Genomic DNA, 23,314 nt, shown 5'->3' with positions numbered 1-23,314 from the left:
CACACTCGTCCGGACAAGTGGATATGTGACCGGTCTTGGAGCCGCGTCTACACGGCCGGGTAGGAGTCCTCCAGTTCGTGCAGGTCACCGGGGAGCACCACCTCAGCGACGGCGATCACGCCCCCGGAGGCATCGAGTATCCGCGCGGTGATGCCCAGGACCGGAGTCCCCTCGTCCAGCCCCAGGGGTTCGCGTTCAACGTCGGTGGCCAGGCGTGCGCAGAGCCGTTCGACGACCTTGGAGGGCCTGAGCTGCTTGACCATCTGCACGTGTTCGCGTGCGCCGATGCTGATCGGCTGCGTCTCGCCCAGGTCGGTGCCCTCGGCCACGTCCAGGGGGAACCACAGGGTGACCAGCTCACTCGGTTCGCCCTCGTCCAGGACCAGGCGTTGACGCATGATCGCCGGGGAACCCTCGGGCACACCGATCGCCTCAGCCACGGCAGCGGAGGCCGGGGCACGTCCAGCGGTCAGGATGCGGTTGCGCTTGGCCTCCTCGGAGGCGTCGAAGGCACTGGCCCCCGCGTGGGAGCGCTCGGAGCCCTGCTGCGGGACACCGCGCACGAAGGACCCGCGCCCGTGTTCACGGTCGATCCACCCCTGCATGCTCAAAATCTGCAAGGCCCGCACCACCGTGGAGCGCCCGGCCCCGAACTCGCGCACCATCCGCGACTCGGAGGGAAGCATCTCCCCCACCGGATAGGTACCGTCCTCGATGCGTTCTTGAATCGCCCGCACGATCTGCACGTACTTGGGCGGAGCGAACTCCAGACTCGACATGATGTCCACCTGGTGACTCTAGTACTCGTATGGTCGAGTAGCTTACTGTTCTCGGTCGTCTCTGTCAGCAGGTGGGGGCACATATGAACCCCCACCACTGGTCAGAGGACACGGCGGGAAGCACACCCCCAGGCGTGCACGTCGCCGCGAAGAAGGGACCCGCGTGCCCTGGGCCCCGTGGTCTCGAAGAGACATCAGGGCACGCGGGGGTCACAGAAGCGCCGGAGGAAGGACCCTCAGAAGGGTTGCCAGTCCTGGGCGCGCTGCACGGTGTACACGGTCAGGTTGTCCACCGTCGCCCCGCACACCGCCCGGCGCTCGGACTCCACCAGCGCCGCCGCGACCAGCGCCACGTCATGACGGGCGGCCGACTCGGAGGCCGAGAGCACCGGAGGCACGACCCGGCGGACGTGGTTGCACGCCGCCCCGCCCGCATCGTGGCAGAGCCCGACGACGTAGGTCAGCCGCAGACGCCGCAGCGCGAGGGACGCGGGCAGCACGCACCGGTACCGTTCCACCAGCGGGGTTCCGTCCGGGCCGGTGGAGAGGGCTTCGTAGGTGATGGAGTCCCAGTCCTCGGCGGAGATCCGCACCCGCACGCCCTGTTCCCGCGCCCAAGCCGTCAGGGTCTCCCGGTCGGCGATCGGCGCAGAGGGTTCGGTGGTCATCGCCGCACCGCCCCGACCGCGATGGCCGTGCGCACCAGGTCACGCAACTCGGCCATGTCGTCGAGGGCGGGAGTCGAACGCGCGATCTGCACCAGCAGGTCGATCCCCCGCCGGTCACGTTCGGCCCGCTGTGCGCGGCGCCGGTGCTCCAGGTGGGCGTAGGGGCCGCGTGGGAGGAAGTAGGCGCGGGGGTCGCCCGTGTCCATCACGATGGGGTCCGGTGCGGGCCACAGCTCCGCCCGCGCGGGTGCGGGCAGGTAGTAGGCCCGGGGGCCGGTGCGGTGGTGCCTGCCGTGTCGTTCCGGTCGAATCAGAGTCACCCAAGCCCGAATCAGGGCGATAAGGTCGCTCACGTCAGCCTGCTTTCCTCAGGTTGGCCGCGCCCCCGGACGCCTTCCACCGCGTCGCGGGGGTCTGTCTTGTCATGGGTCAGCAGGCGAGACCACTGCCGTGGGACGGAGACGCCATGGTGGAGACCTGTCCCGTCCCCTTGCAGAAGGGGCACATCGCGGTACGCCTGGTCGGCTCCGTATCGGAGGGGACCCGAACGACGACCAAGCGCCGAGGGCGGACGGACTTCCAGCCCCGTCCGCGACATGACCTGCACGTGGTTGCGCTGCTGCTGTCCATGAGGCCAACAATCCCGATTCGGTTTCCCGAAACCCATTCCTCCTCGGGATGACAAGGGGGGATACTGGCCGTCCCCCCTGCACTCGCACCGCCGAGGAGTCACGATGCCGGGCCACCCGACGAGCCGGATCACCATCCCGTCGTGGGCATGGGAACGCGAGCACACGGCGGAGTTCCTGAGAAGGCGCGATGTCCAGGCACTTTTCCGGTTCGGGCGCCAGTACGGCGGTGCGAGCCAGATGGCGATCTCGGCGGCGACCGGCCTCTCACAGGGGCGGGTGAGCGAGGTACTGAACGGCCGCAAGACCGTCACGGCCTTCGAGGTGTACGAACGGATCGCCGACGGCTTCGGGATGCCCGACCGCGCGCGGATGCTGTTCGGCCTTGCACCGAAGAACCCCGGCACGTTCACTGGATCCGACAGCGCGGAGTCCTCGGCACCACCGAGGCGACCCGCACCCAGGAGCCCGGGCCCGGGGGAGGATGAGAAGGTGCGACGTCGCGCATTCGTCGGACTGGCCGGAACCGCCCTGTTCCAGGCCACCACAGGTTCAGTGCTGGACATGGACGAGATCGCAGCAGCACTCACCAGGTACGCGGGAGGTCGTCGGTCGGCTGTGCGAGCGGCGACGAGTCTCGACGAGCTCGCCAAGCGGACGCACGCGGCCAAGGCCGGATACCAGGCGTGCCATTACACGGCGGTGGCCAAAGGGCTACCCGAACTGCTGCGCGGCCTGGATGACGCGGTGTCCGGTGCCGAAGACGACGACCTCTCCCGGATGCACGCGCTTCGGGCGGAGGCGTACCACGTGGCGGCGAGCCTCCTGCTCAAGTGCGAGGAGCGCGGTCTGTCCTACCTCGCAGCCGACCGAAGCATGCGCGCGGCCGAGGCGAGCGAGAACCCCGCGGTCGTGGGTGCGAGCGCCAGGGCGTTCGCCCGAGCACTGATGCGTGAGCGCCACTACAAGGCGGCGACGGAACTGGCGACGAGCACCGCCGAACGGGTGGACAGCGCCACCGACGAGGCCACGCCGGAATCCCTGTCGGTGTACGGGTCGCTTCTGCTGAGCGGCGCGGTCTCTGCGGCTAAGCGCGAAAACCGGGGCCAGGCTCTCAGCCTGCTCGACGAGGCCAGCGACGCGGGTGAACGGCTCGGCGGGGATTTCAACTACCAGTGGACCGCTTTCGGGCCGACCAACGTCCTGCTGCATCGGGTGAGCGCGGCCGTCGAGTTGGGCGACGCGGGCAGCGCGATCGACTACGCGCGCCAGGTGCGGTTGGACAACATCGACGTGATGGAACGCCGGGTGACGCTGTTCATCGACGCGGCCCGTGCGTATCAGCAGTGGGGCAAGACCGAGCACGCCTACCACGCGTTGCGCAACGCCGAGGAGATGGCGAGCGAGGAGCTGACCGCCCGTCCGGTGGTGCACCAGTTGATTAACGACATCCGTACCCGGGCGAGTGGTCACCTGTACGACAACGTCAGCGAACTAGCGGAAAGGGTCGGTGCCTGACTCAGTGAGTGAGCAGAAGACTCTCTACGTGGTGGTGTGCGCGGCAGGTCCGGCTTCGAATGTCGGCAAGCTGGTCGATCTGGCCCAGGAGCAGGGTTGGACCGTTCAGGTCATGGCCACACCATCGGCGGTGAGTTTCATCGACGTCGAGGCGCTGGAGAAGCAGACCGGCAGGCCGGTGCGGAGCCAGCACCGCGCTCCGGGAGACCCGCGTTCTCCCAAGGCGGACGCCATCATCATCGCCCCGGCCACCTTCAACACGATCAACAAGCTGGCCAACGGGATCGCCGACAACTACGTCCTGGACGTGGTGAACGAGGCCATCGGCCTCGGCGTGCCAACCGTCATCCTCCCGTTCTTAAATTCCGCCTACGCCAGCAGAGCCCCGTTCCGAGAGAGCGTCAGGAAGCTCCGGGCCGAAGAGGTGTCCGTGTTGATCGGACAAGATGCGTTCGTCCCTCACGAAGCCGGAAGCGGAACGAGCGCGTTCGATACCTTCCCATGGCGGCTTGCTCTAGACCAGACGGAGAACTCTCTCTAGAGCAGTAGAACTGGAACTCAGGTCTGCAACGCATGAACCGCGACAGCGACGGACGCTCACCAACCCCGCTCCACTCCGTTTCCGTGGCGGGAGCCGTCATCCGCGAGGACGGGCGGATGCTGGTGATCAAGCGCAGGGACAACGGCAACTGGGAGCCGCCGGGCGGCGTGCTGGAGTTGGACGAGACCCCGCAGGAGGGTGTTGTCCGCGAAGTCCTGGAGGAGACCGGCATCCACGTTGAGGTGGAACAGCTCACGGGCGTCTACAAGAACATGGCCCGTGGAGTGGTGGCCCTGGTCTTCCGCTGCAAGCCATCTGGCGGCGAGGAGCGCCCAACTTCCGAAGCGACCGACGTCAATTGGTTCACTTCAAACGAAGTCCAGAAGCACATAGGCGAGGTCTACGCAATTCGCCTACTGGATGCCTTGAATCCAGATAACCCTCACGTCCGCACCCACAACGGAGTACATATTAACCAGAAAAAAGAAGCTAAATGAATAGAATAAAATAGATTTATAAGTTATTTCACGGCTTGCCGCAGCTAGTGCACGTCTACGCCTGCTAGCTATTGACACAATGGAAAATACCAGTACACTACAATCATCTACCCAGGCATAAGCCAAGGAGCACACCGAATGTCGAGCACCCCAGAACAGATCGCTATACCCATTTCAGAAGAATCTGGCGAGGGCGAAGATGACGTTTTGGGTCGCCTTAGCGCAGCCCATGCAACTGTTTCGGCAACAGATTGGACAGTTGAAACAATCGTAACCCAAATGAGGAAAGGAAGGATTGACCTTAACCCGAAATTCCAGCGTCGATCCGCTTGGGTATCTCCCACTAAAAGCCGTTTTATTGAATCAGTGATTCTATCCTACCCCATTCCTCAAATCGTCCTAGCCGAAAAGAAAAATAAGCCCGGCCACTATTTTGTCATCGATGGAAAGCAGAGATTGCTAGCGCTTCGTCAGTTCTATGCAGGCCAAGGCAACCCTTCCGATGAGGAATTCACTTCGTACAAACTGGGCGCCCTCTCAGTAATTCCCGACTTGAAGGGGTTTGATATTCAAAAGCTAGAAAGCGAACGGCCGGATGTTTTTGACGCTTTTGAAAATCACACCATTCGCACAGTAACAATCAAAAATTGGGAGTCCGAGAACTTCCTTTTCACACTGTTCCTGAGACTTAATACTGGCAGCGTTCCCCTGTCGCCCCAAGAACTGCGCCAGGCCCTTGTTCCGGGAGGCTTCACCGACTACGCCGAAGAAAAGTCCAGCAAGAGTCGTCACTTGCAAGTTATTCTTGGCAACCCAGGACCGGACCGCCGAATGATGGATGCAGAACTATTCACTCGATACGTGGCCTTCCAAACAGAAGATGTCGAATATCGAGGAAATCTAAAAGAATTTTTGGATAAAGTCTGCGAATATTACAACGACAAATGGGAAGAAAAGAAATCAGAAATAGAGAAAAAATTCAATGAGATGGAGCTAGCTATCGCCGCAGCTTGTGCGATATTCGGAGAAGAGGCTGCCTGCCACAAGTGGTCCGGCAACCGATGGGAGCGATCTTTTAACCGAGCTGTTTTCGATATTCAAATTTACACACTAAGCAGCCCTGAGGTCCGAGAAAAGGCACTCCAAAAGCCCGAGGAAGTGAAGACCGTATTTAAAAATATTTGTGTCGATGATCCCGATTTCATCAAAGCAGTAACTACCACAACCAAGAGCCTCCAGGCAACAAAAACGCGTTTTACAACTTGGGCTAAATCCCTCGAAACGGTACTTGGCTTGAACGTCCCTACTCCAAGCAACGTTCGATAGTGGGCATCCGATGGGACCTTCTGCTCTTCTAAAATCTGACATAGAAAAATTACGTGTTGTTTTCTTGACACCTGAAATATCGAGCATACATCCACCTGATGAGTTAGATGACAGATCCCGCCTGCTAATAAACTCCTACGTTATTCTCGCACACGCCCACATTGAAGAATTCATAGAGGACCAATTTCTCTCGTTTGCCCGAGCAATTACACCGAATGCAGGCGACCCAAGCATCAGAGCCTGCTTTACCCACCTATTTATTTCTTTTTCAAAAAAGCTCCAAGGGGACTACGCAAAGAAAAGTCACCACGATCTGTGCATGGCAGCCATCGGCCACTATAAGAAACTCATTTCGGCAAATAACGGAATTAAAAAGAAAAATATTCTCACACTCACCAACCCTCTAGGATTTACCGAGGACGAAGTAACCGATAGCTGCAACGAGCTAATAATTCACCTCGAGGCACTGGGTTCAAAAAGAGGCGACTTGGCTCACCGTTCTTCCGTGCCAAAGTCTGCAACCTTGGAACTATACCCACGTCAAGCACAGGAGCTTGTTGGAAATGTATCCGAAAAAATACACTTGCTAACAAGCCTTCTAGGGTCGAAAGTGGCAAATTAGGCTCCCCTTTTCAGGGTCAAATAATAGGCACTGCCGAATTGTGCTGTATGAAATCAAGGCAACGGCGCAAGCGCCGTCGCGGCGGCCTCTGGCCGCCGCTCGGGCTGCGGGCTGCCGCCCGGTCCCGAGCGCGGCCAACGGCCGTACTACTTGGCATCATGACGCGGCCCGCAGACGAACGGTTGCCGTTCGGACGAAATCGGTTGATGACGTGCTCAGATCCCGAGGCACCCGGTAGCGGAGTACGACTGTCTTGGGCGGTCGCCACCAGCGCTACCGGGCACCTCGGCCCGAAACCGTGGTGACCCTCCGCTGTGGCCGGGGTGTATAGCTGGTTCATCAAGTGGGCCGGACAGGTCCCACCGAACCGGGCTATTGGAAGGACGGCACGAGTGGTCACGGAGCCGGACAGCTTCCTCAGTAGTCGAACGCTCGGCCTGGCCCCAGGAGACCTCGTGCGGATCAAGGTCACGAGCCACGAGCCGTGGGGAGTCCTGGTCCAGATCATCGGTCACGAACACATCGGCGCATCAGTGGACGGGGGTGTCATCGACTCCCCACACCCACGGGCCGAACCCGAGGACTACCCGGCCATCGGAACCGAGACGAGCGCCGTCGTCGCCCGAATACGGGAAGACGGTAAGCCACCATGGGTCTACCTCTCCATGCTCAACGCCGACGTCTTCCGACCCTCCATGCGAACCGAGCAGTAGTCCCGGCTCCGTGCCACACGGAGCAGGCAAAGCCGGGGAACCATGGGGAATCACGATCAGACAGCCCACATCAGCGTGGGCAGGAGAGGCGCGAGGTCAGCCGCCATAGGTGTTCTCGGCTTCCCAAGCTAAGGACGTCACCACCATCCGTGCGTGCAGCCAGGACCACAGGAACACGCTTCACCGCATCGCACATTCATCGCACATGGCTCCGAGAAGAGGCCGGAAGCGCTGGGAAGCCCTCGGAACATCCGCGCAGTTCACAAGGCGTTTCGTCGGTTTGTCGACAGGTCGTCAGGGCCCCTCGGCACAACGGGACTTCGTGGGTTCAAATCCCACACCCTCCGCAGTGGCCGAGGCCGATGGGTCTGGGCCATGACATGGCTCGGGCCCACCGGTCCTCGGCATTTCCGGGCTTGGGGCCGGGCCGGGCGTCGTGGGAGCGGAAACAGACGGTGCGGGGGCCGGGCGCGTACGTAGCCATGGCCCACAAGGCGTTCTGACGGCAGCAGAACCTACTCTCGGTGTCCCATGCCTCCTACAGGGACGGAAGAGCGCTGTGAGTCGCCTTCTATGCACGCGTTACGCCCTCGTCTACCCCGATTACGGAATCTTCCAGATCATCGACTGCGCTCAGGATGAGCCGGATGCTCCCTTGCCCGGACACGACGACTTCAGCGTCGGTGAGCGCTCCGTGTTCCTCCGCAGCTTCCAGACCAACCTCCGCGTCCGCCTCGACCTGGAGTCCTGGCGATCTGAACCTCCCACCTTGGGCGGGGAGTGGGAGGCTGACCACACCACAGCCGTCACCCTTCCGAGCGGCGTGATCGGCGTCAGCGAGCTGACGTACGGAGCACAGCACAACCTGCTCACCCTCCCCGCACCGGGCCGCTACCGGATTCGGATCGCGCACCGCAACCGCCGCCTGGTCAGCGAGGCCTACATGGCTCTCTTCGACAGGTTCGACGACATACGCGGATCGGGCTTCGCCGCCGCCAAGCGCGACCTCGAAGGTCGCGAGCAGTACCTGGCGCAGTTCTGGCCTGAGCCGTAGACGGCACCGTCGCAGCGCGCACTCAGTATGTGTGGGACTCCGGAAAGAAGCTGGGACCGCCGGAAACCCTTTGCGCACCGGCACAGGCCATAGGTCGGCTCGCCGGTTCAAGGAAAGGATAGAAACTTTGATGGGTAGACGTTCCGTTCAAGGGCCCCTCTGATCGGACCGGACGCCACGACGCAGCTGGTCGGTTTGTCGACAGGTCGCCAAGACCCCTCGGCTGTTCCGGTTTGCCCCGGAGCGAGACAGGTAGTTCTCGGGAAGAGCGACCGGATACACACCCCCTTGTCGGCTCGCGGTCCATTCCCCGGCTTCACCGGCCGGTGCAGCCGGGTTGGCTGACCCGGTTCCACCGTCCACTCGGGCCAGCAGTGGACCGCACCGGCAGTGAACACGGAAGGTTCCGTGAGGACCATCGCTGATGACTCCCCCGACCATGTGCGGCCAGTACACCTGCTCAGCCCGTTCCTGGGCATGGTGGCCATGCTGTCCGGCGGCACCTCGGCTTACGCAAACGGAAACTACGGCTTCCTGACGTTCTGCGCTCTGTTGGTCCTCGCCGCGCTCGGAGTCCAGGTGTACGTGCTACTTCTGCTGTACCGGCGACGACGCCACCGCGCCGCCCGCCCGCACGAGGAGTTGTAGTCATGCGTCGTCAGCCAGAGCAGCGGGTTCCGTCCGGGTGGATGAGACCCTTCCTCATCTGGTGCAACCTGGTGGCTGGCGGGGCATGGGCGTTCCAGGCCGTGGGCCGCTTCGCCTTGGACGGCCCCACATGGGCGGCGTGGGCCAATGCGGTGGCCGCGTTGGGCTTCGGCGTGACGGGCCTCGGTTACCTACTCAGGTTCCGCAGGCAGGACCGCGAGGACGCCCTTGCCGCACGGCGACGCGGGAATGGCGGCACCCCGGGCGACGACGGCCCGGAGTCACATCGGGAGTAGACCGCGCGCGTCAGCAAGGGCGCATCTCGCTCCTCCACACCATCCTCGGGATGACCTCCGCCGCCGTGTCCACGCACCCGCCCACCAGCCGATTCGTCGTTTTGTCGACAGATGGTTAAGGCCCTCGGTACAGCAGGGTTTCGTGGGTTCGTATCCCATAACCCCGCGGAGCCGAGGGCCCCTATCCCATCTGCCAGTTCGTCGGGAAACCTTCGTCGACCACAGGTGTTCTTCGCAGGTCCCGGTCGCTACCTTTCGCGGCGACCGCCTGCCGTGCGCCACGGCTCGGGCAGCGGCCCGCCCGCGCGCAGGTGGACGTCCAGCAGCGACAGCAATCGATCAGCCTCGTGCAGCGCCGCGTAGGCCTCACCGGCGTGATGCGGTCGCGTCCGGAGTGCCTCGGACAGGGTGTCGTACAGGTCCGTGGCGGTGTCCGATCCGGGCGCGGGCCCGAGACGGTCCGGCGGAATCGGCACACTCACGAAATCACCCCCAGACCCGCCAGAAGGTCCCCCACCGGCCGACGCCGCGCCTCGTGGGCCAGGTAGTAGCCGCGTACGAGGGCCTCCGGCGGTTCGACCGGAGGCAGCGGGGTACGCCGGGCGTCGTCGGGCGCCGGGCGCGGGGCGGGGACCGGAGGGGAAGCCGGTGCGCTCGCTACCGTGCCGGGATCGGCGGCGTAGCGGCGCACCCGGGAGGCGCGGCGCCTGCGGGCCTCGGCGCGCAGTTCTCCGGCGAGGATGCGCGGTGCCGCGTGGAGGCCCTGCGCCGGACGAAGCATTCGCAGAAACAGGGGCAACAGATCCATAAGGTGGTGCATGTCGGCGCTCCAGAAAGCGTTGACCACGGCCTCGGACGCGTTGGCGCGCGTCGCGGGGCCCCGCTGTGTGCGGGAGCTTCATAGCACCTTCTTGTATCTCCTCGTATCTATACGTCGCCAGACGTATCTATTGAAGTGGTCTTGACTCGACACGAATAGCTTCGTGTCCATGGAGTTCGACCCTGACGCAGAAATCGACCCGGAAGCGCCGCTCACGGAGTACAAGCAGTTCGCTGGCATCCTGCGTGCGCGGATGGCGCGAGGGGACTGGGAGCCCGGCCGCCGCATGGCCAGTGAGACGGACCTGACCCAGCAGTACGGCCTGGCCCGCTCCACGGTGCGACGTGCCATCGCGGTACTCGTGGAGGAAGGGCTGGTGTTCACCGTGCCCCAGCGGGGCACGTTCCGGAAGTAGTCCTGCGACTTCGGGAGTCCCCACGACATGCGCCCTGAGCGGCCGCGCCCCTGGTTCCTACTCCTCAGCATCGCCCTCGTCGCGTGCAGCGCCGCGTGGATCGCGCTGGGCCCCGACCTGGGCGGCTGGCTGACCTTCCTCGCCTGGGACGTCCTCATCACCTGGCTGGTCTGTCTGGGGATCGCCGTCCACGGCCGCACCAGACCGAGGAAGCCCCACGGCGGGCGGTGACCGGCGTCCGACCGCCCTGGTGACGTGTCGACATGTCGCCGCATCGTTCCGATGCGGCTGGGCAGGTGCAAGCCATGATCGGACGACTGCACACCATCGCCCTGGACTGCCCCGACCCCGGCGCGCTCGCGGACTTCTACGCCGAGCTGCTCGGGCTCCCCGTCACCAAGCGCGAGGAGCACTGGGTGGTGGTCGGGGAGGACTGGCCGCGGCTCGCCTTCCAGCACGCGCCCGACCACAAGGCCCCGGCGTGGCCGGACCCCGAGCGGCCCCAGCAGGCGCACCTCGACGTCTGGGTGGAGGACATCGAGGCGGCCGAGGAGCGCGTGCTGGCGCTCGGGGCGCGCAGGCTCGCGGTCGCCGAGGACGACCCCCGCGATCTGTTCCGGGTCTACGCCGACCCCGCCGGGCACCCGTTCTGCCTGGAGTACGCCGCAGGAGGCGCCTGAGCTGCCTGAGCTGCCTGAGGCACCAGGGACGCCTAACCCGTCCGGGGGCGCCCGGACGGGTGCCTACGGCTACTCGCTACTCCTCCTCCGCGTGGTGCGGAAGGATCACCACCGGGATCTCGGAGTGGTGCAGCACGCCCTGGCTGACCGAGCCCAGGAGCAGTCCGCGCACGCTCCCCCGGCCCCGGGAGCCCACCACGATCGCGTCGGCTCCCTCGGCGGCTCCCATCAGCGCGTTGACCGGGCTGTCCTGGGTGCGCACCACGCTGACGTCGAAGTCGAGGTCCTCGCGCCGCCTGCCGGTGACGTCGAGCAGCATCTCGCCCACCAGTTCCTCGGACTTGCGGTCGAACAGCTTCTCCTGGGGCTCGTAGCCCATGGAGGTCATCGCGATCGGGTCGTAGGGGTAGGGCACCTCCCAGCTGTTGACCACGACGAGTTCGCCGCCGCTCTTGCGCACCAGGTCCACGGCCAGGCGCAGCGCCCGGCGGGCGTTCCTGGAACCGTCCACGCCGACCACGACCCGGCCGAGCGAGGTCGTCGCGGGGCTGCCCCCGTGCGAGGGCACCACCACGACCGGGCAGGCCGCCTGGGCGGCCACGCGGACGCTCACCGAGCCCACGAACACCGACGCGAACGTGCCCAGGCCCCGTGTGCCGAGCACGAGCACGTCGTGCGTCCGGCTGTGGCTCAGCAGCGCCAGCGGCGGCTCCTCCAGGGCGGTCTCGGTCTCCACCGTCACCGACGGTCGGACGCGGCGCACGTGCTCCGCGGCCTTGGTGAGCACCTCGTCGGCCTGGTCCGAGATCTCCGCGGTGGGGTCGAAACGGGCGGGTACGGAGCCGGCCGACACGATCAGCGGCATTCCCAGCGCGTGGACGGCCCGCAGCGGCACACCCCTGCGCTCCGCCTCGGCGGCCGCCCACTCCAGCGCCGCCCGGGAGTGGTCGGAGCCGTCGACGCCGACCACGACCCTGGACGAGTGCTCCTCGTTGCTTGGCATGGTTCCCCCCTTGGTAACGCTGTCCATCATCGCCGGGGAGGACGGCCGTCCCCGGGAACGGCACGGTTCCGCATCGGTCGCCTGCTCTCCCCGGCCGCCCACTTCCCTCAGGCCGCCGTTCTCCCCCGATCGCTCCCCTCGCTCGTCCGCACTTCCCTCCGGTCACTCCCCCTCCACCGGTCACTCGTCCTCCGCCAGCGGCGGCAGGACGGCCACGGGCACCGGCGCGTGCCGCAGCACCCCCTGGCTGACCGATCCCATCACCAGTCCCCGCACGCCTCCGCGTCCGCGCGAGCCCACCACCAGCAGGTCCGCGTCCCGGCCCGCCTCCAGAAGGGCGTCCACGGGGTTGGCCTGCGTCCTGATCGCACTGATCTCCAGGTGCTCGGTCCGCTCGTCGACCACCTCCGCGAGCAGGCCCGCGACGATCTCCTCCGACTGGCGGTCGAACATCTCCTCGTGCAGGGCCCGGGCATCGGCGGCCAGCGACTCGGCGTCCGCGGGCATCGGCACCTCCCAGCTGTTGACCACCACGACCTCCGAGCCGCTCAACAGCGCCTCGTGGAGGGCGAAGCGCAGCGCGCGGCGGGAGGACTCGGACCCGTCCACGCCCACCACGACGCGGCCGCGCCGCGGCGGTGGCTTCTCCTGGTTGGGAACGACCACCACGGGACAGGGCGCGTGGGAGGAGGCGCGCACGCTGATCGAGCCCAGCATGATCGCCCGGACCCCGCCCAGGCCCCGTGACCCCACCACGACGACGTCCTCGGGCAGGGCGTCGTTGAGCAGGACCGCGGGCGCGTCCTCCGGCGCCAGGACGGTCGCCACGTCCAGGCCGGGCCGGGACCGGTGCGCGTACGCGGCGCCCGCGGTGAGCAGGTCGTGCCCCGCCTCCCGCTGGTCCTCGACGGCCGTGCGCCCGGCAGCCCCGTAGGCGCCGATGACCACCGGCATCCCGAGGCCGTGCACGATCCGCAGCTGTGTGCCGCGCCTGGCCGCCTCCTCGGTCGCCCAGACCAGGGCGGCGTGGGAGGCGGGTGTGCCGTCCACGCCGACCACGACCGCGGGCGGGCGTTCCTGTGCGTTCATCCCCAACCCCTTCCCCCTCGCCCTTCCCCTGTCCGGAAGTGGGCCCCGGAAAACCAGGGCGGGGGCGGGGGAGGGGCCGCGCGCGCCGTGCCCCGCCCGCGACCGCATCACCTCTGCCAGGCGAACGCCTCCCCGACCGACGCGGCCAGCTGGAGGTAGGCGTCCCGTGTGGCGGGGGCGAGCCGTTCGAGGTCCACCTCCGCGCCCTCCTCCAGGTGCCCGTCCCAGGGCACCCGCACCACGTCGCGGCACCGGCCGGAGAAGTGCTCCTCCAGCCGGTTCAGGTCCACGCTGCTCTTGCTGTCGGAACGCACCATCGACAGCACCACCACGGCGTCGCGGACGAGGCCGCCGTGGCCGTGCGCCTCCAGCCAGTCCAGGGTGGCGCTGGCGCTGCGGGCCCCGTCCACGGACGCCGAGCTGACCAGGACGACCTGGTCGGCCAGCCCCAGCACCCCGCGCATCGCCGAGTGCAGCAGGCCGGTGCCGCAGTCGGTGATGCAGATGGAGTAGAAGTGCTCGACGATCCGGGCGACCTCGCGGTAGTCGGCGTCGCTGAAGGCCTCGGAGACCGCCGGGTCGCGGTCGGAGGCCAGGATCTCCAGTCGGCTGGGCGCCTGCGAGGTGAACCCGCGGATGTCGGCGTAGCGCGACACCAGATGGCGCTCGTTGAGCAGGTCGCGGATGGTCGCCGCGGTCTCCAGCCGCACCTTGTCCGACAGCGTGCCGCGGTCGGGGTTGGCGTCCACCGCGAGCACCCGGTCGCCGCGCAGGGAGGCCAGCGTCGCGCCGAGGGCGACCGTGGTGGTCGTCTTGCCCACCCCTCCCTTGAGGCTGAGCACGGCCACCCGGTGGTGCCCGGCAGCCACGGGTGTGCTCGCTCGGGCCACCAGTTCGCGCTGGCGCAGCACCTTGGCCGACTCCCCCGGGTTGACCAGACCCAGGGTGGCGGCGTGCACGGCACGGCGCCACCCGCCGCTGGGCCCCTGGCGCCGGTTGCGCACGAGGGTGGCCGCGTTGAGCGCGTCTGAGGTCTGCCGTTCCTGTTCGGGGCGCCGGTCCGGTGAACCCGGGGGAGCGGGCGGCGGCGGTGGCGGCGCGAGGTCGGCCCGGGGCCCGGTGAGCGCGGACGGCGGTTCGGGGGTGCGGGACGGCGCCGGACGGGCGGGCTCGCCCGGCGGCGACGCGGTCCGGAACGGCCCGGAGTCCTCATCCAGCCACGCGCCCAGCCCCGTGTCCCGCGCGGTCCGGCGCTCGGAGTCCGTGCCCGGTCCCCCGTCTCCCGGTCCCCGGACGGGGCCCGAACCGGGTGCCTGAAAGGCGAGCGGACCCGATCCCGTCTCCGTCGGAACCGGCTCCGTGGTGCGCGGTCCGCCGCGTGCGTCGTCGCGCTCGTTCTCCAGGGGAGGCAGCTGCTCCGGTTCGGGCACGTCGGGGTCGGGGCGCAGCCTGCGGGGCGCCAACGGGTCCTCGCCCGGACGGGTGGGGCGCTGGAGGCGCTGCCGCTGCGGGCGTCTGCGCGCGGCTCCCGGCACCAGGCGAACCGTGCCCTCCTCCTCGCCGTCGCCGTTGTCGTCGGCGGCCTCGGCAGCGGCGGCGGACTCGGCGGCCTCCGAACCCGCCAGGAACTCCGAGGGTCCGGAGACCCCGGGGGCCCGCGGGGGAAGCAGGGGCTCGGACGTTCCGGAAGGCCCGGGGGCGCCGGGGCCCTCAGGAGTCCCGGTGGAAACCCCGGGAGCACCGGAAGAGGCCGGAGGAACACCGGCCTCGGGCCCCTCCTGCTCGGGCCCCTCCGGCTCGGGGACGGCGGAAAGCCCCGAAGGCTCGGGAGCAGCGGAGGCCGACCGCTCCGGCTCACCGCCGAACCCCTCCGCCCCGCCCGCCCCGTCCGGCGGAGGCGGCGTGTGGTGCCCCATGCCCAGCAGCGGTGTGTCCTCGGGCAGCCTGGCGTAGGGCGGCGGCGGAGGCGCCTCGCCCTCGAAGCCGCCGAACCACTGGTCGTGGGGCGAGGGCTCGGGCGCGGTCGGCCCCGGCGCGGCGGCATGCGGGTCGTGCTCCTCCGGGTCACCCGCCGAGCGGTCGGGTTCGACGTGCTCCCCGGCCGCGGGTCCGGGGCCCGTCTCAGAGCTTCGACCCGACCCGTTGTGTTCCTGGTGTGCCACCGGAGTTCTCCTGCTTGAAGGGGGCGTGCTGTGGAGGGAGGGATACCCCAGCGGGGAAGAGACGGGATCCGCTCCCTGGAATCACTCTTACCCGCCCGCCCCCGCCGAAGCATCCTTACGAGCAGGTGAACAGAGGAATCCGTTGCCTGCCGCGGAACCTCCCCGGGTACTGTCTGGCTCATGCACGCGATCCGTATCAGTGAACCGGGCGGACCCGAGGTCCTGGCCTGGACCGAGGTTCCCGACCCCGTCCCCGGCGAGGGGGAGGTCCTGGTGGACGTGGCCGCGAGCGCGGCCAACCGGGCCGACGTCTCCCAGCGCCAGGGCAACTACCCGCCCCCGCCCGGCGCCTCCGAGTACCCCGGGCTGGAGTGCTCGGGCACCGTCGCCGAGCTCGGCCCCGGCACCGAGGACTCGGGCTGGTCCGTGGGCGACCGGGTGTGCGCCCTGCTGTCCGGGGGCGGCTACGCCGAGAAGGTCGCCGTTCCGGTGGGCCAGCTGCTGCCGGTCCCCGTGGGCGTGGACCTGGTGGAGGCCGCCGCGCTGCCCGAGGTGGCCTGCACCGTGTGGTCCAACCTGGTGATGGTCGGCGGCCTGCGCGCCGGGGAGACCGTCCTGGTCCACGGCGGCGGCAGCGGCATCGGCACCTTCGCGGTCCAGTTCGCCCGCGCCCTGGGCGCCCGGGTGGCGGTCACGGCGGGCAGCGGGGAGAAGCTGGAACGCTGCCGTGAACTGGGCGCGGAGATCCTGATCAACTACAAGGAGGAGGACTTCACCGAGCGCGTGCGCGAGGCGGGCGGCGCGGACCTCGTCCTCGACATCATGGGCGGCTCCTACCTGGACGCCAACCTGCGCTCGCTGGCCACCAACGGCCGCCTAGTGATCATCGCGCTGATGGGCGGGCGCCGCGCCGAGGCCGATCTGGGGCGTATGCTCGCCAAGAGGCTCTCCGTCCACGCGACGACCCTGCGTTCCCGCCCCCTGGAGGAGAAGGCCGCCATCGTCTCGGGAGTACGCGAGCAGGTGTGGCCGTTGGTAGAACAGGGAGTCGTCCGCCCCGTCGTCGACCGCTCGGTCCCGATGCGGAACGCGGCGGAGGCGCACCGCGTCATGGAAACGAGCGCGCACACCGGAAAGATCCTTCTTCCCCGTTGACGGCGTGCCGGTGACATCCACGTAAGGGGACTGATGAGCAGCGCAGAGAACCCGGAGGAGCAGGCTCGGATCCTGGTCATGGGAACCGACCGCGACGGGGACGGCGAGGAGGGCGCGGAGGAGCCGCGCACCCTCGCCGACATGGTGGAGCAGCCCGCCAAGGTGATGCGGATCGGCAGCATGATCCGGCAGCTCCTGGAGGAGGTCAAGGCCGCTCCCCTGGACGAGGCGAGCCGGGCCAGGCTCAAGGAGATCCACACCTCGTCCATCAAGGAGCTGGAGGACGGTCTGGCCCCCGAGCTGATCGAGGAGCTGGAGCGGCTGACCCTGCCGTTCGCGGAGGGCGCGGCACCCAGCGACGCCGAGCTGCGCATCGCGCAGGCGCAGCTGGTGGGCTGGCTGGAGGGGCTGTTCCACGGCATCCAGACCACCCTGTTCGCCCAGCAGATGGCGGCCCGCGCCCAGTTGGAGAACATGCGCAAGGCCCTGCCGCCCGGCGTCGCGGGTCTTCAGGCCCAGGGGCCCGGCGTCCCCGGCGGCCTGGACGAGGAGCGGCACGGCTCCGGCCCGTACCTGTAGCGCCGAATGAGGAGCCCGCCCCCGGCCGGGGCGGGCTCCTCGTGTGTCCGGCGCCGGGGCCCCGCGGCCCGGGTGTAAGGGTGCCGGGCCCCGGGTGCTACCTGCCCTTGGCGACCGGCTCCAGGACGTCGCGGCCCAGGTAGGGGCGCAGCGCCTCGGGGACCACCACGGAGCCGTCCTCGCGCTGGTGGTTCTCCAGGATGGCGACGATCCAGCGAGTGGTGGCCAGCGTGCCGTTCAGGGTGGCGGCGAAGCGGGGCTTGCCGTCCTCGTCCCGGAACCGCACGTTGAGGCGGCGGGCCTGGAACTCGGTGCAGTTGGAGGTGGAGGTCAGCTCCCGGTAGGTCTCCTGGGTGGGGACCCACGCCTCGCAGTCGTACTTGCGGGCGGCGCTGGTGCCCAGGTCGCCGCCGGCGATGTCCACCACGCGGTAGGGCAGCTCCAGTTTGTCCAGCATCTCCCGCTCCCAGGCGAGCAGCCGCTTGTGCTCCTCGTGCGCCTGGTCGGGGTGGGTGTAGACGAACATCTCCACCTTGTTGAACTGGTGGACGCGGATGATGCCGCGGGTGTCCTTGCCGTAGGAGCCCGCCTCGCGGCGGAAGCACGGCGACCAGCCGATGTAGCGGTTGGGCAGGGCGTCGGCGGGCAGGATCTCCCCCGAGTGGTACCCGGCCAGCGGCACCTCGGAGGTGCCCACGAGGTAGAGGTCGTCGGCGGGCAGGTGGTAGACCTCATCGGCGTGCGAACCGAGGAACCCGGTGCCCTCCATGGTCTCGGGCCGCACCAGCACCGGCGGGATCATCGGCGTGAAGCCCGCCTGGACAGCCTGGTTCATGGCCATGTTGAGCAGCGCCAGCTCCAACTGGGCGCCCACGCCGGTGAGGAAGTAGAACCGGGCCCCGGAGACCTTGGCTCCCCGCTCCATGTCGATGGCGCCGAGCATCTCGCCCAGCTCCAGGTGGTCGCGCGGGGTGAAGTCGAACGAGCGGGGGGTGCCGACGGTCTCCAGGATCCTGAAGTCGTCCACGCCGCCCTCGGGCGCGCCCTCCTCCACGAGGTTGGGCACGCCGGACAGGAGGGCGTCCAGCTCGTCGGCGAGGCGGCCCGCCTCGGCCTCGGCCTCCTTGACCTCGGCGGCCAGGGCCTTGGCGCGGGTCAGGAGTTCCTCGCGCTCCTCCGGGGAGGCCTTGGAGACGGACCTGCCCACGCTCTTCTGCTCGGCGCGCAGGGTCTCGAACCGGGACAGCGCGGAGCGGCGGTCGGCGTCGAGCCCGAGCAGGCGGTCGGCGACGGAGGGGTCCTCCCCCCGTGCCCGCTGCGAGGTGCGGAGTCGTTCGGGGTCTTCTCGAAGAGCGCGAAGGTCGATCACGTCTTGCAGGTTACCGTCCGGGCCCGATCCTCCCGACATCTTTTCCGCAACCGCGTCATGGACGCCCACTGACCTCGTCCTTCACGTGAAAGACCGAGGAGGGGGACGATCGTGAAGCCGTTGAACGAGATGACCGCGGAGGAGCTCAGCAGCGCGCTGGAGGTGCTGGGGGCGACGCGTCCTGAGGACTTCGCGCTGAGGCTGGCGCTGTGCCTGGAACTGGACCGCGCGGACGCGGGGGAGGATGTCCGCCGGGGCGTCCCGAGGGAGGTGGTCCGGGCCTGAGGACCACCGGTCCCGGGGGTTCGTGGGGAGCGTGAACCCGGGACCGGGCGGGAGCGGGCGGCCAGCGGTCGGGGCCGCCCGCGCTTGAGCGCCGCGTGGGGAGCCGTCCGCGGAGCCGGGGCCCGGCCTCAGTCGACCCGGCCTGCGCGGATGCGCGCCAGCCACTGCTCGGCCTCGGCGAAGTCGGCGTCGGTGGCCGGTCGGGGCCGCAGCGGCGGGTCGTTCTCGGTGGTCCGGCCGCTGCGCGGGTAGCTGCCCAGGAAGCGCACGTCCCGGCAGACCCGCCGGATGCCCATGAGGGCCTCGCCGACCCGGGCCTCGGCCACGTGTCCCTCGGCGTCGATGCAGAAGCAGTAGCTGCCGAGCCGGTCGCCGGTGGGGCGCGACTCCAGCCGGGTGAGGTTGACCCCGCGCACGGCGAACTGGTTGAGGACCTCGATCAGGGCGCCGGGGTGGTCGTCGGCGATGAAGGCGACGAGCGAGGTCAGGTCGGCCCCGGTGGGCCCGGGCAGGGCGCCGGGCCGGGACAGGTAGATGAAGCGGGTGGCCGCGTCGGAGCGGTCGCCGATACCGGAGGCCAGGGCGTGCAGACCGTAGCGCTCCCCGGCGATCACGGCGCAGATGGCCGCGTCGTAGGGGGCGCCGGGCTCGGAGACGGCGCGCGCGGCGGCGGCCGTGGAGGAGACGGTGTGCGTGTCCGCGTCGGGCAGGTTGCGGGAGAGCCAGCCCCGGCACTGGGCGAGGGCGTGGGGGTGGGTGGCCACCCGCTTGACGTCCTCAAGCACCGTCCCGCCCCGCGCGAACAGGGAGAACTCGACCGGGACCGCGGTCTCGCCGGTGACGAGGAGCGGTTCGCCGTTGACGAGTTCGGCGATGGTCGCGGTGACACCGCCCTCGACCGAGTTCTCCAGGGGGACGACTCCGCCGTCGACCGCGCCGGAGCGGACCGCGTCGAAGACCGCGGCGACCCCCTCGCAGGGGACGCGGGCCTCGTCGGGCGCGTCCGGACGCAGATTGCGCAGCGCGGCTTCGGTGAAGGTGCCCTCGGGGCCGAGGTAGGCGTAGCGGTTGGGCATAACACCAGGCTATACGGACCGGTGCGCCGGGTGCGGCGGTTCGGGACGCGGCGCGGGCCCGTGTCCGGGGCCGGACCGGAGTCCGGGCCGTGTCGGAGCGGTCACCTGCGCGCCTCCGACGCGGAGGCGTCCGCCTCCCGGGCGCCCTCCCCGCCGGTCTCCTCGTCGGCCGGGGCCTCCGGGCTCGGCCGGGCGGCCGTCGCGTTCCCGGTGGCCGGGCTCCCGGTGCTGCCCGCCGCGGTGGCGGAGGGCCCCGGTCGCACCGTGACGTTGGCGGAGGCGATCGGCCTCGCCGCTCCGACGCCCGAACGCACGGCCGCGACGGGGGGTCGGCGGTCGGCGCCGACGCGCCCGATGGTCCTGCGGATCACGGAGACGAGGCCGCGGGGCTCCTGCTCCTCCCGGTCGCCGCCCGGGACTGCTGGGTTGGACGAGGCCGACGGAGCAGTTGAGGCGGGCCGGACGGCCGGGGCCGCGGAGGCGGCCTCTCGGCCGTCGTCCGCGACCTCAGAGGCGACCGGGGCTTCGGGGTCCGCAGTAGCCCCGGTGGCCGGAGCACCGTGCTGATCACCCGTGGCGTTGGAGAAGACCGGAGCGGCGTCCGGTGCCTCCCGGTCGCCGCCCGGGGCGGCTGAGGCTCCCGTGCCGGTTGAGGCTGGCATGACCTCGGAAGCCTCTCGGTCGTCATCCGCGACGGGTTCGGTGGCGCGGGCCGTCCGTGCTGACGGGCCCGCCGGAGCCGGTTCGACGTTCTCCCGGGTCGCGCCCGTGCCGTTCGGGACGGTCGAGGCTGCCGGGGCTTCCTCGCCCCGCTCCCGGACCGGGCCGGCGTCAACGGCCTCCGCGTCCTCACGCGCGCCCCGCTCCCCGTCCCGGGACGACAGGGATCCGGGCTCCTCCCGGGCGGCGGACGGGGGCGTCGGACGGCCCCCGGCCGAGGACACCGCCTGCGCCGAGGGGCTTCCCGCGGTCGCGGCGGCGCCGACGCCCTCCCCCAGGCGGGCCGACCTGACGACCCGGTACTCCTCCGGGCTGAGCAGGGTGTCGCACTCCCCGCCCACCACCGCCTTGGCGTACGTGCGCGACTCGGTGCGCCCGTTGATGGAGGTGACGACGACGCCGTCGCCCTCGCTGTTGAGCAGCGCCAGGGAGAAGGAGCGGGCGCCCGACATCTCCTCCAGGGCGTCGTAGTGGAGCACCGCCACGTCGCGCACGGCGAAGGGGTCCACGCCCGAGGCGCTGACCGCGGCGGCCCGCTGGGCGAGTGCCCGGGACTCGCTGCCGACCACACGGGCACTGGACAGCGCGTGCCAGCCGAGGGCGAGCGCGCCCAGTCCCGAGAGCATTCCCGTCAAAGCCAGGATCGTAGTGAACACGGAGCGAGCGTATAGCTACACAGTGCACCCATGTGGCTACTTCGGGCGGTTTCTCCAAGTCATGTGCCCGATTTTGCGGGACAGTTGCCGTCCCGCCGTGCGCGTGCGCTCACGGGTGCGGTCCCACCCGCGCCGCACGGTGGGCCGCAGTTCGCGCACCGCCAGGGCCCTGGCCACGTCCGCGAACTGGTGGGCCCGGTGCAGCTGAGCACGCAGGTCGGTGCCGGTGGCCCGGTGCTCCAGCGGCACCCCCACCTCCAGGACCCGGTAGCCCGCCCTCAGCACGTCGATGGTCAGGCCGGTCTCCACGCCGAAGCCGGGGGCCAGCGGCCTGGCCGCCTCGAAGGCCGCGCGCGTGAGGCAGCGCTGGCCGTTGAGGGGCTGCTCGGGCTCCCACCCGGTGGCCTTGCGGACGCCGCCGCGCGCGAGGCGCACCACGAACCCGTGGCCGCCCAGGCGCATGCGGGTCGCGGGGAAGAGGGCGATGGTCATGTCGGCCTTGCCGTCGCGGACCGGTTCGACGAGCGGCGCCGCCTCCGCGGCGGTCGCCTCCAGGTCGGCGTCCAGGAACAGCAGGTGTCGGGGGGAGCGCGGGGTCCCGTCCCCCGCCTCGTGCTCCTCGATGAGCCGGACGCCCTCCGCGCCCGTCTCCATCGCGGCCCCCTTGCCGCGGTTGCGGCTGTGCCTGATCACCCGGGCCCCGGCGTCGAGCGCGAGCTCGGCCGTGCGGTCGGCGGAGCCGTCGTCGACCACGACGACCAGGTCCACCCCGGGCAGTGCGCGGGCGGCCTCGACGGTGCTGCCCACGCGCACCGCCTCGTCCTTGGCTGCGATGACCACGGCGATCGCGGTCCCCTCGGGACCGGCGCCCTCCCCACGAAGCACGCGCGTCCCGTCTACTGGGCGGTGCCGGTTCCCGCGGCCACCGGCAACGCGTCGAGGTCGGGGTGGATGACGAACACCGCGTCGAGCCCGGTCACCTCCAGGACCTTGGTCACCGCGGGCCTCGGAGCCACGAGTTCCAGGTCGCCGTCCTTGTCGCGGGAGCGCTTCATGGCGGAGAGCAGCACGCTGATGCCGGTCGAGTCGCAGAACTCCACCCGCGACATGTCGACGACCAGCCGTCGCGCCCCGTCCTCCAGGGCTCCGATGAGCTCGTCACGCAACTGGGGTGCCGTGTACAGGTCGATCTCACCGCCAACGGTTACCACCGCGACGTCTTGCTGAGACCGGCTTGATATCTTCAACTCCACAGTCGTGACTGTAGCGGCCCCACCAGCGCCGGGCCACCTCGTTGGCGGTGTTTCGCGACATCGGTGACGTTCCTCCGCGGTGGCGGCGCCGCCGTGCGGCGGCCTCCCTCAGAGCAGGGCGCTGCGGGCCCTGGTGTCCTCGGCGGCGCCCAGCCGCAGCTCGACGACGTCGGCGGCGTCCGGGTACGGGTTCGCCCCGAAACCCTCCGGCAGCCCCCGGGTCGTGTCCTCCTCCTCGGCGGCGGAGCCCTCGGCGGGGATCTCCAGGACCGCCCACACCGTGGTGGTGGTCGCGTCCATCTCGGTGCCCCAGCGGCCGGACAGGGACTGGACGATGCCCAGGCCCCGGCCGCCCAGGCCGGAGACCGAGGGCCGCGCCACCCGGGGCATGGTGCTGGAGCCGCCGTCGCGTACGGCGATCTCCACCCAGCCGCACGCCCCCGACCCGCGGTCCACCTCGGCCCGCCAGGACACGCCGACGCTGTCCTCGGGGTTCTCGGGGGTGGGCAGGGGGCGGGCGTGGCGGAGGGCGTTGCTGACGAGTTCACTGAGGACGAGGGCCGCGTCGTCCACGCACTCCTCGCTGACGCACATGGCGCGGAGGTCGCGGCAGAGCCGCTGCCTGGCACCGGCCACGGTGGCGGGGGTGTGGGGGAGCGTGACGCTCCGCTCGACCTTGTGCGGGCTGTCCCCCGCGTCGAGTGGGGTGTGGTCTCCTGACACGTCGAAATCCCTGCGCGTTGGTGCTTTCTCGGGCCGTC

General features: G+C 69.1%; 29 protein-coding genes. 15 read left to right on the top strand and 14 right to left on the bottom strand.

Going from position 1 to position 23,314, the window contains the following annotated elements; all coding sequences use genetic code 11:
• Positions 1–47: 47 nt before the first annotated feature.
• From AC0VX6_RS00480 to AC0VX6_RS00470, 3 genes are all read right to left on the bottom strand, one after another.
• The gene (locus AC0VX6_RS00480) at positions 48–788 is read right to left on the bottom strand and encodes a GntR family transcriptional regulator (protein WP_370011038.1); all 741 of its coding nucleotides are present in this window, start codon (positions 786–788) and stop codon (positions 48–50) included.
• Between the two features lie 227 nt (positions 789–1,015).
• Entirely contained in the window at positions 1,016–1,447 is a 432-nt protein-coding gene (locus AC0VX6_RS00475; protein ID WP_475467101.1) for a hypothetical protein, read from the bottom strand.
• The gene (locus AC0VX6_RS00470) at positions 1,444–1,767 is read right to left on the bottom strand and encodes a hypothetical protein (protein WP_475467099.1); all 324 of its coding nucleotides are present in this window, start codon (positions 1,765–1,767) and stop codon (positions 1,444–1,446) included. The genes AC0VX6_RS00475 and AC0VX6_RS00470 overlap by 4 nt, the downstream gene beginning before the upstream one ends.
• 414 nt (positions 1,768–2,181) lie before the next feature.
• On the opposite strand from AC0VX6_RS00470, the gene AC0VX6_RS00465 reads away from it, so the two are divergent.
• The 9 genes from AC0VX6_RS00465 (at position 2,182) to AC0VX6_RS00425 (ending at position 9,291) form a co-directional block, all read left to right on the top strand.
• Positions 2,182–3,594, top strand: a complete 1,413-nt coding sequence (locus tag AC0VX6_RS00465; RefSeq protein ID WP_475467098.1) for a helix-turn-helix domain-containing protein — start codon at positions 2,182–2,184, stop codon at positions 3,592–3,594.
• Positions 3,587–4,135: a flavoprotein gene (locus tag AC0VX6_RS00460; protein ID WP_475467096.1), complete on the top strand. Its 549-nt coding sequence runs from the start codon at positions 3,587–3,589 to the stop codon at positions 4,133–4,135. Before AC0VX6_RS00465 ends, AC0VX6_RS00460 begins: the two co-directional genes overlap by 8 nt.
• Positions 4,136–4,167: 32 nt before the next feature.
• The gene (locus tag AC0VX6_RS00455) at positions 4,168–4,632 is read left to right on the top strand and encodes an NUDIX hydrolase (protein ID WP_475467095.1); all 465 of its coding nucleotides are present in this window, start codon (positions 4,168–4,170) and stop codon (positions 4,630–4,632) included.
• Positions 4,633–4,770: 138 nt separating this feature from the next.
• Positions 4,771–5,958 carry a GmrSD restriction endonuclease domain-containing protein gene (locus tag AC0VX6_RS00450; protein ID WP_475467093.1) on the top strand — a complete coding sequence of 396 codons (1,188 nt, stop codon included), beginning with the start codon at positions 4,771–4,773 and terminating at the stop codon, positions 5,956–5,958.
• Between the two features lie 10 nt (positions 5,959–5,968).
• Positions 5,969–6,580: a HEPN domain-containing protein gene (locus AC0VX6_RS00445; RefSeq protein ID WP_130395967.1), complete on the top strand. Its 612-nt coding sequence runs from the start codon at positions 5,969–5,971 to the stop codon at positions 6,578–6,580.
• Between the two features lie 455 nt (positions 6,581–7,035).
• Positions 7,036–7,293, top strand: a complete 258-nt coding sequence (locus AC0VX6_RS00440; RefSeq protein WP_013156266.1) for a hypothetical protein — start codon at positions 7,036–7,038, stop codon at positions 7,291–7,293.
• 559 nt (positions 7,294–7,852) lie between these two features.
• Positions 7,853–8,347, top strand: coding sequence for a hypothetical protein (locus AC0VX6_RS00435; RefSeq protein WP_475483710.1), 495 nt, complete (start codon positions 7,853–7,855; stop codon positions 8,345–8,347).
• A gap of 408 nt (positions 8,348–8,755) precedes the next feature.
• Entirely contained in the window at positions 8,756–8,995 is a 240-nt protein-coding gene (locus AC0VX6_RS00430; RefSeq protein ID WP_475483709.1) for a hypothetical protein, read from the top strand.
• A gap of 2 nt (positions 8,996–8,997) precedes the next feature.
• Positions 8,998–9,291 carry a hypothetical protein gene (locus AC0VX6_RS00425; protein ID WP_475467087.1) on the top strand — a complete coding sequence of 98 codons (294 nt, stop codon included), beginning with the start codon at positions 8,998–9,000 and terminating at the stop codon, positions 9,289–9,291.
• A gap of 248 nt (positions 9,292–9,539) precedes the next feature.
• Here AC0VX6_RS00425 and AC0VX6_RS00420 read toward each other — a convergent pair whose 3' ends face one another.
• Positions 9,540–9,773 carry a hypothetical protein gene (locus AC0VX6_RS00420; RefSeq protein ID WP_274975658.1) on the bottom strand — a complete coding sequence of 78 codons (234 nt, stop codon included), beginning with the start codon at positions 9,771–9,773 and terminating at the stop codon, positions 9,540–9,542.
• The gene (locus tag AC0VX6_RS00415; RefSeq protein WP_274975657.1) at positions 9,770–10,072 is read right to left on the bottom strand and encodes a hypothetical protein; all 303 of its coding nucleotides are present in this window, start codon (positions 10,070–10,072) and stop codon (positions 9,770–9,772) included. Before AC0VX6_RS00415 ends, AC0VX6_RS00420 begins: the two co-directional genes overlap by 4 nt.
• A gap of 208 nt (positions 10,073–10,280) precedes the next feature.
• On the opposite strand from AC0VX6_RS00415, the gene AC0VX6_RS00410 reads away from it, so the two are divergent.
• The 3 genes from AC0VX6_RS00410 (at position 10,281) to AC0VX6_RS00400 (ending at position 11,206) form a co-directional block, all read left to right on the top strand.
• Complete coding sequence (locus tag AC0VX6_RS00410; protein WP_475467085.1) at positions 10,281–10,526, top strand: winged helix-turn-helix domain-containing protein; 246 nt, start codon at positions 10,281–10,283, stop codon at positions 10,524–10,526.
• 27 nt (positions 10,527–10,553) lie between these two features.
• Positions 10,554–10,757 (top strand): hypothetical protein, encoded by a 204-nt coding sequence (locus AC0VX6_RS00405; RefSeq protein WP_475467084.1) that lies wholly within the window; start codon positions 10,554–10,556, stop codon positions 10,755–10,757.
• 74 nt (positions 10,758–10,831) lie between these two features.
• The gene (locus AC0VX6_RS00400) at positions 10,832–11,206 is read left to right on the top strand and encodes a VOC family protein (RefSeq protein WP_061082871.1); all 375 of its coding nucleotides are present in this window, start codon (positions 10,832–10,834) and stop codon (positions 11,204–11,206) included.
• A 76-nt stretch (positions 11,207–11,282) separates the two neighbouring features.
• Here the strand turns inward: AC0VX6_RS00400 and AC0VX6_RS00395 are convergent, their stop codons facing one another.
• From AC0VX6_RS00395 to AC0VX6_RS00385, 3 genes are all read right to left on the bottom strand, one after another.
• Positions 11,283–12,209, bottom strand: coding sequence for a universal stress protein (locus tag AC0VX6_RS00395; protein WP_274975654.1), 927 nt, complete (start codon positions 12,207–12,209; stop codon positions 11,283–11,285).
• Positions 12,210–12,389: 180 nt separating this feature from the next.
• On the bottom strand, positions 12,390–13,298 hold the full coding sequence (locus AC0VX6_RS00390) for a universal stress protein (RefSeq protein WP_475467081.1): 909 nt from the start codon (positions 13,296–13,298) through the stop codon (positions 12,390–12,392).
• Positions 13,299–13,405: 107 nt separating this feature from the next.
• Entirely contained in the window at positions 13,406–15,460 is a 2,055-nt protein-coding gene (locus tag AC0VX6_RS00385; RefSeq protein ID WP_475467080.1) for a MinD/ParA family ATP-binding protein, read from the bottom strand.
• Positions 15,461–15,640: 180 nt separating this feature from the next.
• Between AC0VX6_RS00385 and AC0VX6_RS00380 the strand changes: the two genes are divergently transcribed.
• Both AC0VX6_RS00380 and AC0VX6_RS00375 read left to right on the top strand, forming a co-directional pair.
• On the top strand, positions 15,641–16,615 hold the full coding sequence (locus AC0VX6_RS00380) for an NAD(P)H-quinone oxidoreductase (protein WP_274975651.1): 975 nt from the start codon (positions 15,641–15,643) through the stop codon (positions 16,613–16,615).
• 33 nt (positions 16,616–16,648) lie between these two features.
• Entirely contained in the window at positions 16,649–17,194 is a 546-nt protein-coding gene (locus tag AC0VX6_RS00375; protein ID WP_212642001.1) for a bacterial proteasome activator family protein, read from the top strand.
• Between the two features lie 97 nt (positions 17,195–17,291).
• Here AC0VX6_RS00375 and serS read toward each other — a convergent pair whose 3' ends face one another.
• The gene (serS, locus tag AC0VX6_RS00370; protein ID WP_475467078.1) at positions 17,292–18,563 is read right to left on the bottom strand and encodes a serine--tRNA ligase; all 1,272 of its coding nucleotides are present in this window, start codon (positions 18,561–18,563) and stop codon (positions 17,292–17,294) included.
• A 111-nt stretch (positions 18,564–18,674) separates the two neighbouring features.
• Here serS and AC0VX6_RS00365 point away from each other — a divergent pair, with 111 nt between their 5' ends.
• Entirely contained in the window at positions 18,675–18,848 is a 174-nt protein-coding gene (locus AC0VX6_RS00365; RefSeq protein ID WP_274975649.1) for a mechanosensitive ion channel, read from the top strand.
• 128 nt (positions 18,849–18,976) lie between these two features.
• On the opposite strand, the gene pheA is transcribed toward AC0VX6_RS00365, so the two are convergent.
• The 5 genes from pheA to AC0VX6_RS00340 form a co-directional block, all read right to left on the bottom strand.
• Entirely contained in the window at positions 18,977–19,924 is a 948-nt protein-coding gene (gene pheA / locus AC0VX6_RS00360; RefSeq protein ID WP_274975648.1) for a prephenate dehydratase, read from the bottom strand.
• Between the two features lie 101 nt (positions 19,925–20,025).
• Positions 20,026–21,300 carry a DUF4446 family protein gene (locus tag AC0VX6_RS00355; protein WP_475467076.1) on the bottom strand — a complete coding sequence of 425 codons (1,275 nt, stop codon included), beginning with the start codon at positions 21,298–21,300 and terminating at the stop codon, positions 20,026–20,028.
• A 36-nt stretch (positions 21,301–21,336) separates the two neighbouring features.
• Positions 21,337–22,185, bottom strand: coding sequence for a glycosyltransferase (locus AC0VX6_RS00350; RefSeq protein WP_475467074.1), 849 nt, complete (start codon positions 22,183–22,185; stop codon positions 21,337–21,339).
• Between the two features lie 11 nt (positions 22,186–22,196).
• Complete coding sequence (locus AC0VX6_RS00345; RefSeq protein WP_013156254.1) at positions 22,197–22,553, bottom strand: STAS domain-containing protein; 357 nt, start codon at positions 22,551–22,553, stop codon at positions 22,197–22,199.
• Between the two features lie 108 nt (positions 22,554–22,661).
• The gene (locus tag AC0VX6_RS00340; RefSeq protein ID WP_274975645.1) at positions 22,662–23,276 is read right to left on the bottom strand and encodes an ATP-binding protein; all 615 of its coding nucleotides are present in this window, start codon (positions 23,274–23,276) and stop codon (positions 22,662–22,664) included.
• Between the last annotated feature and the right edge of the window lie 38 nt (positions 23,277–23,314).

The sequence above is a fragment of the Nocardiopsis sp. iso_25 genome, from assembly GCF_056173305.1.
The sequence above is the reverse complement of the archived record's forward strand: the minus strand, read 5'-3'. Positions and strand labels throughout refer to the sequence as shown.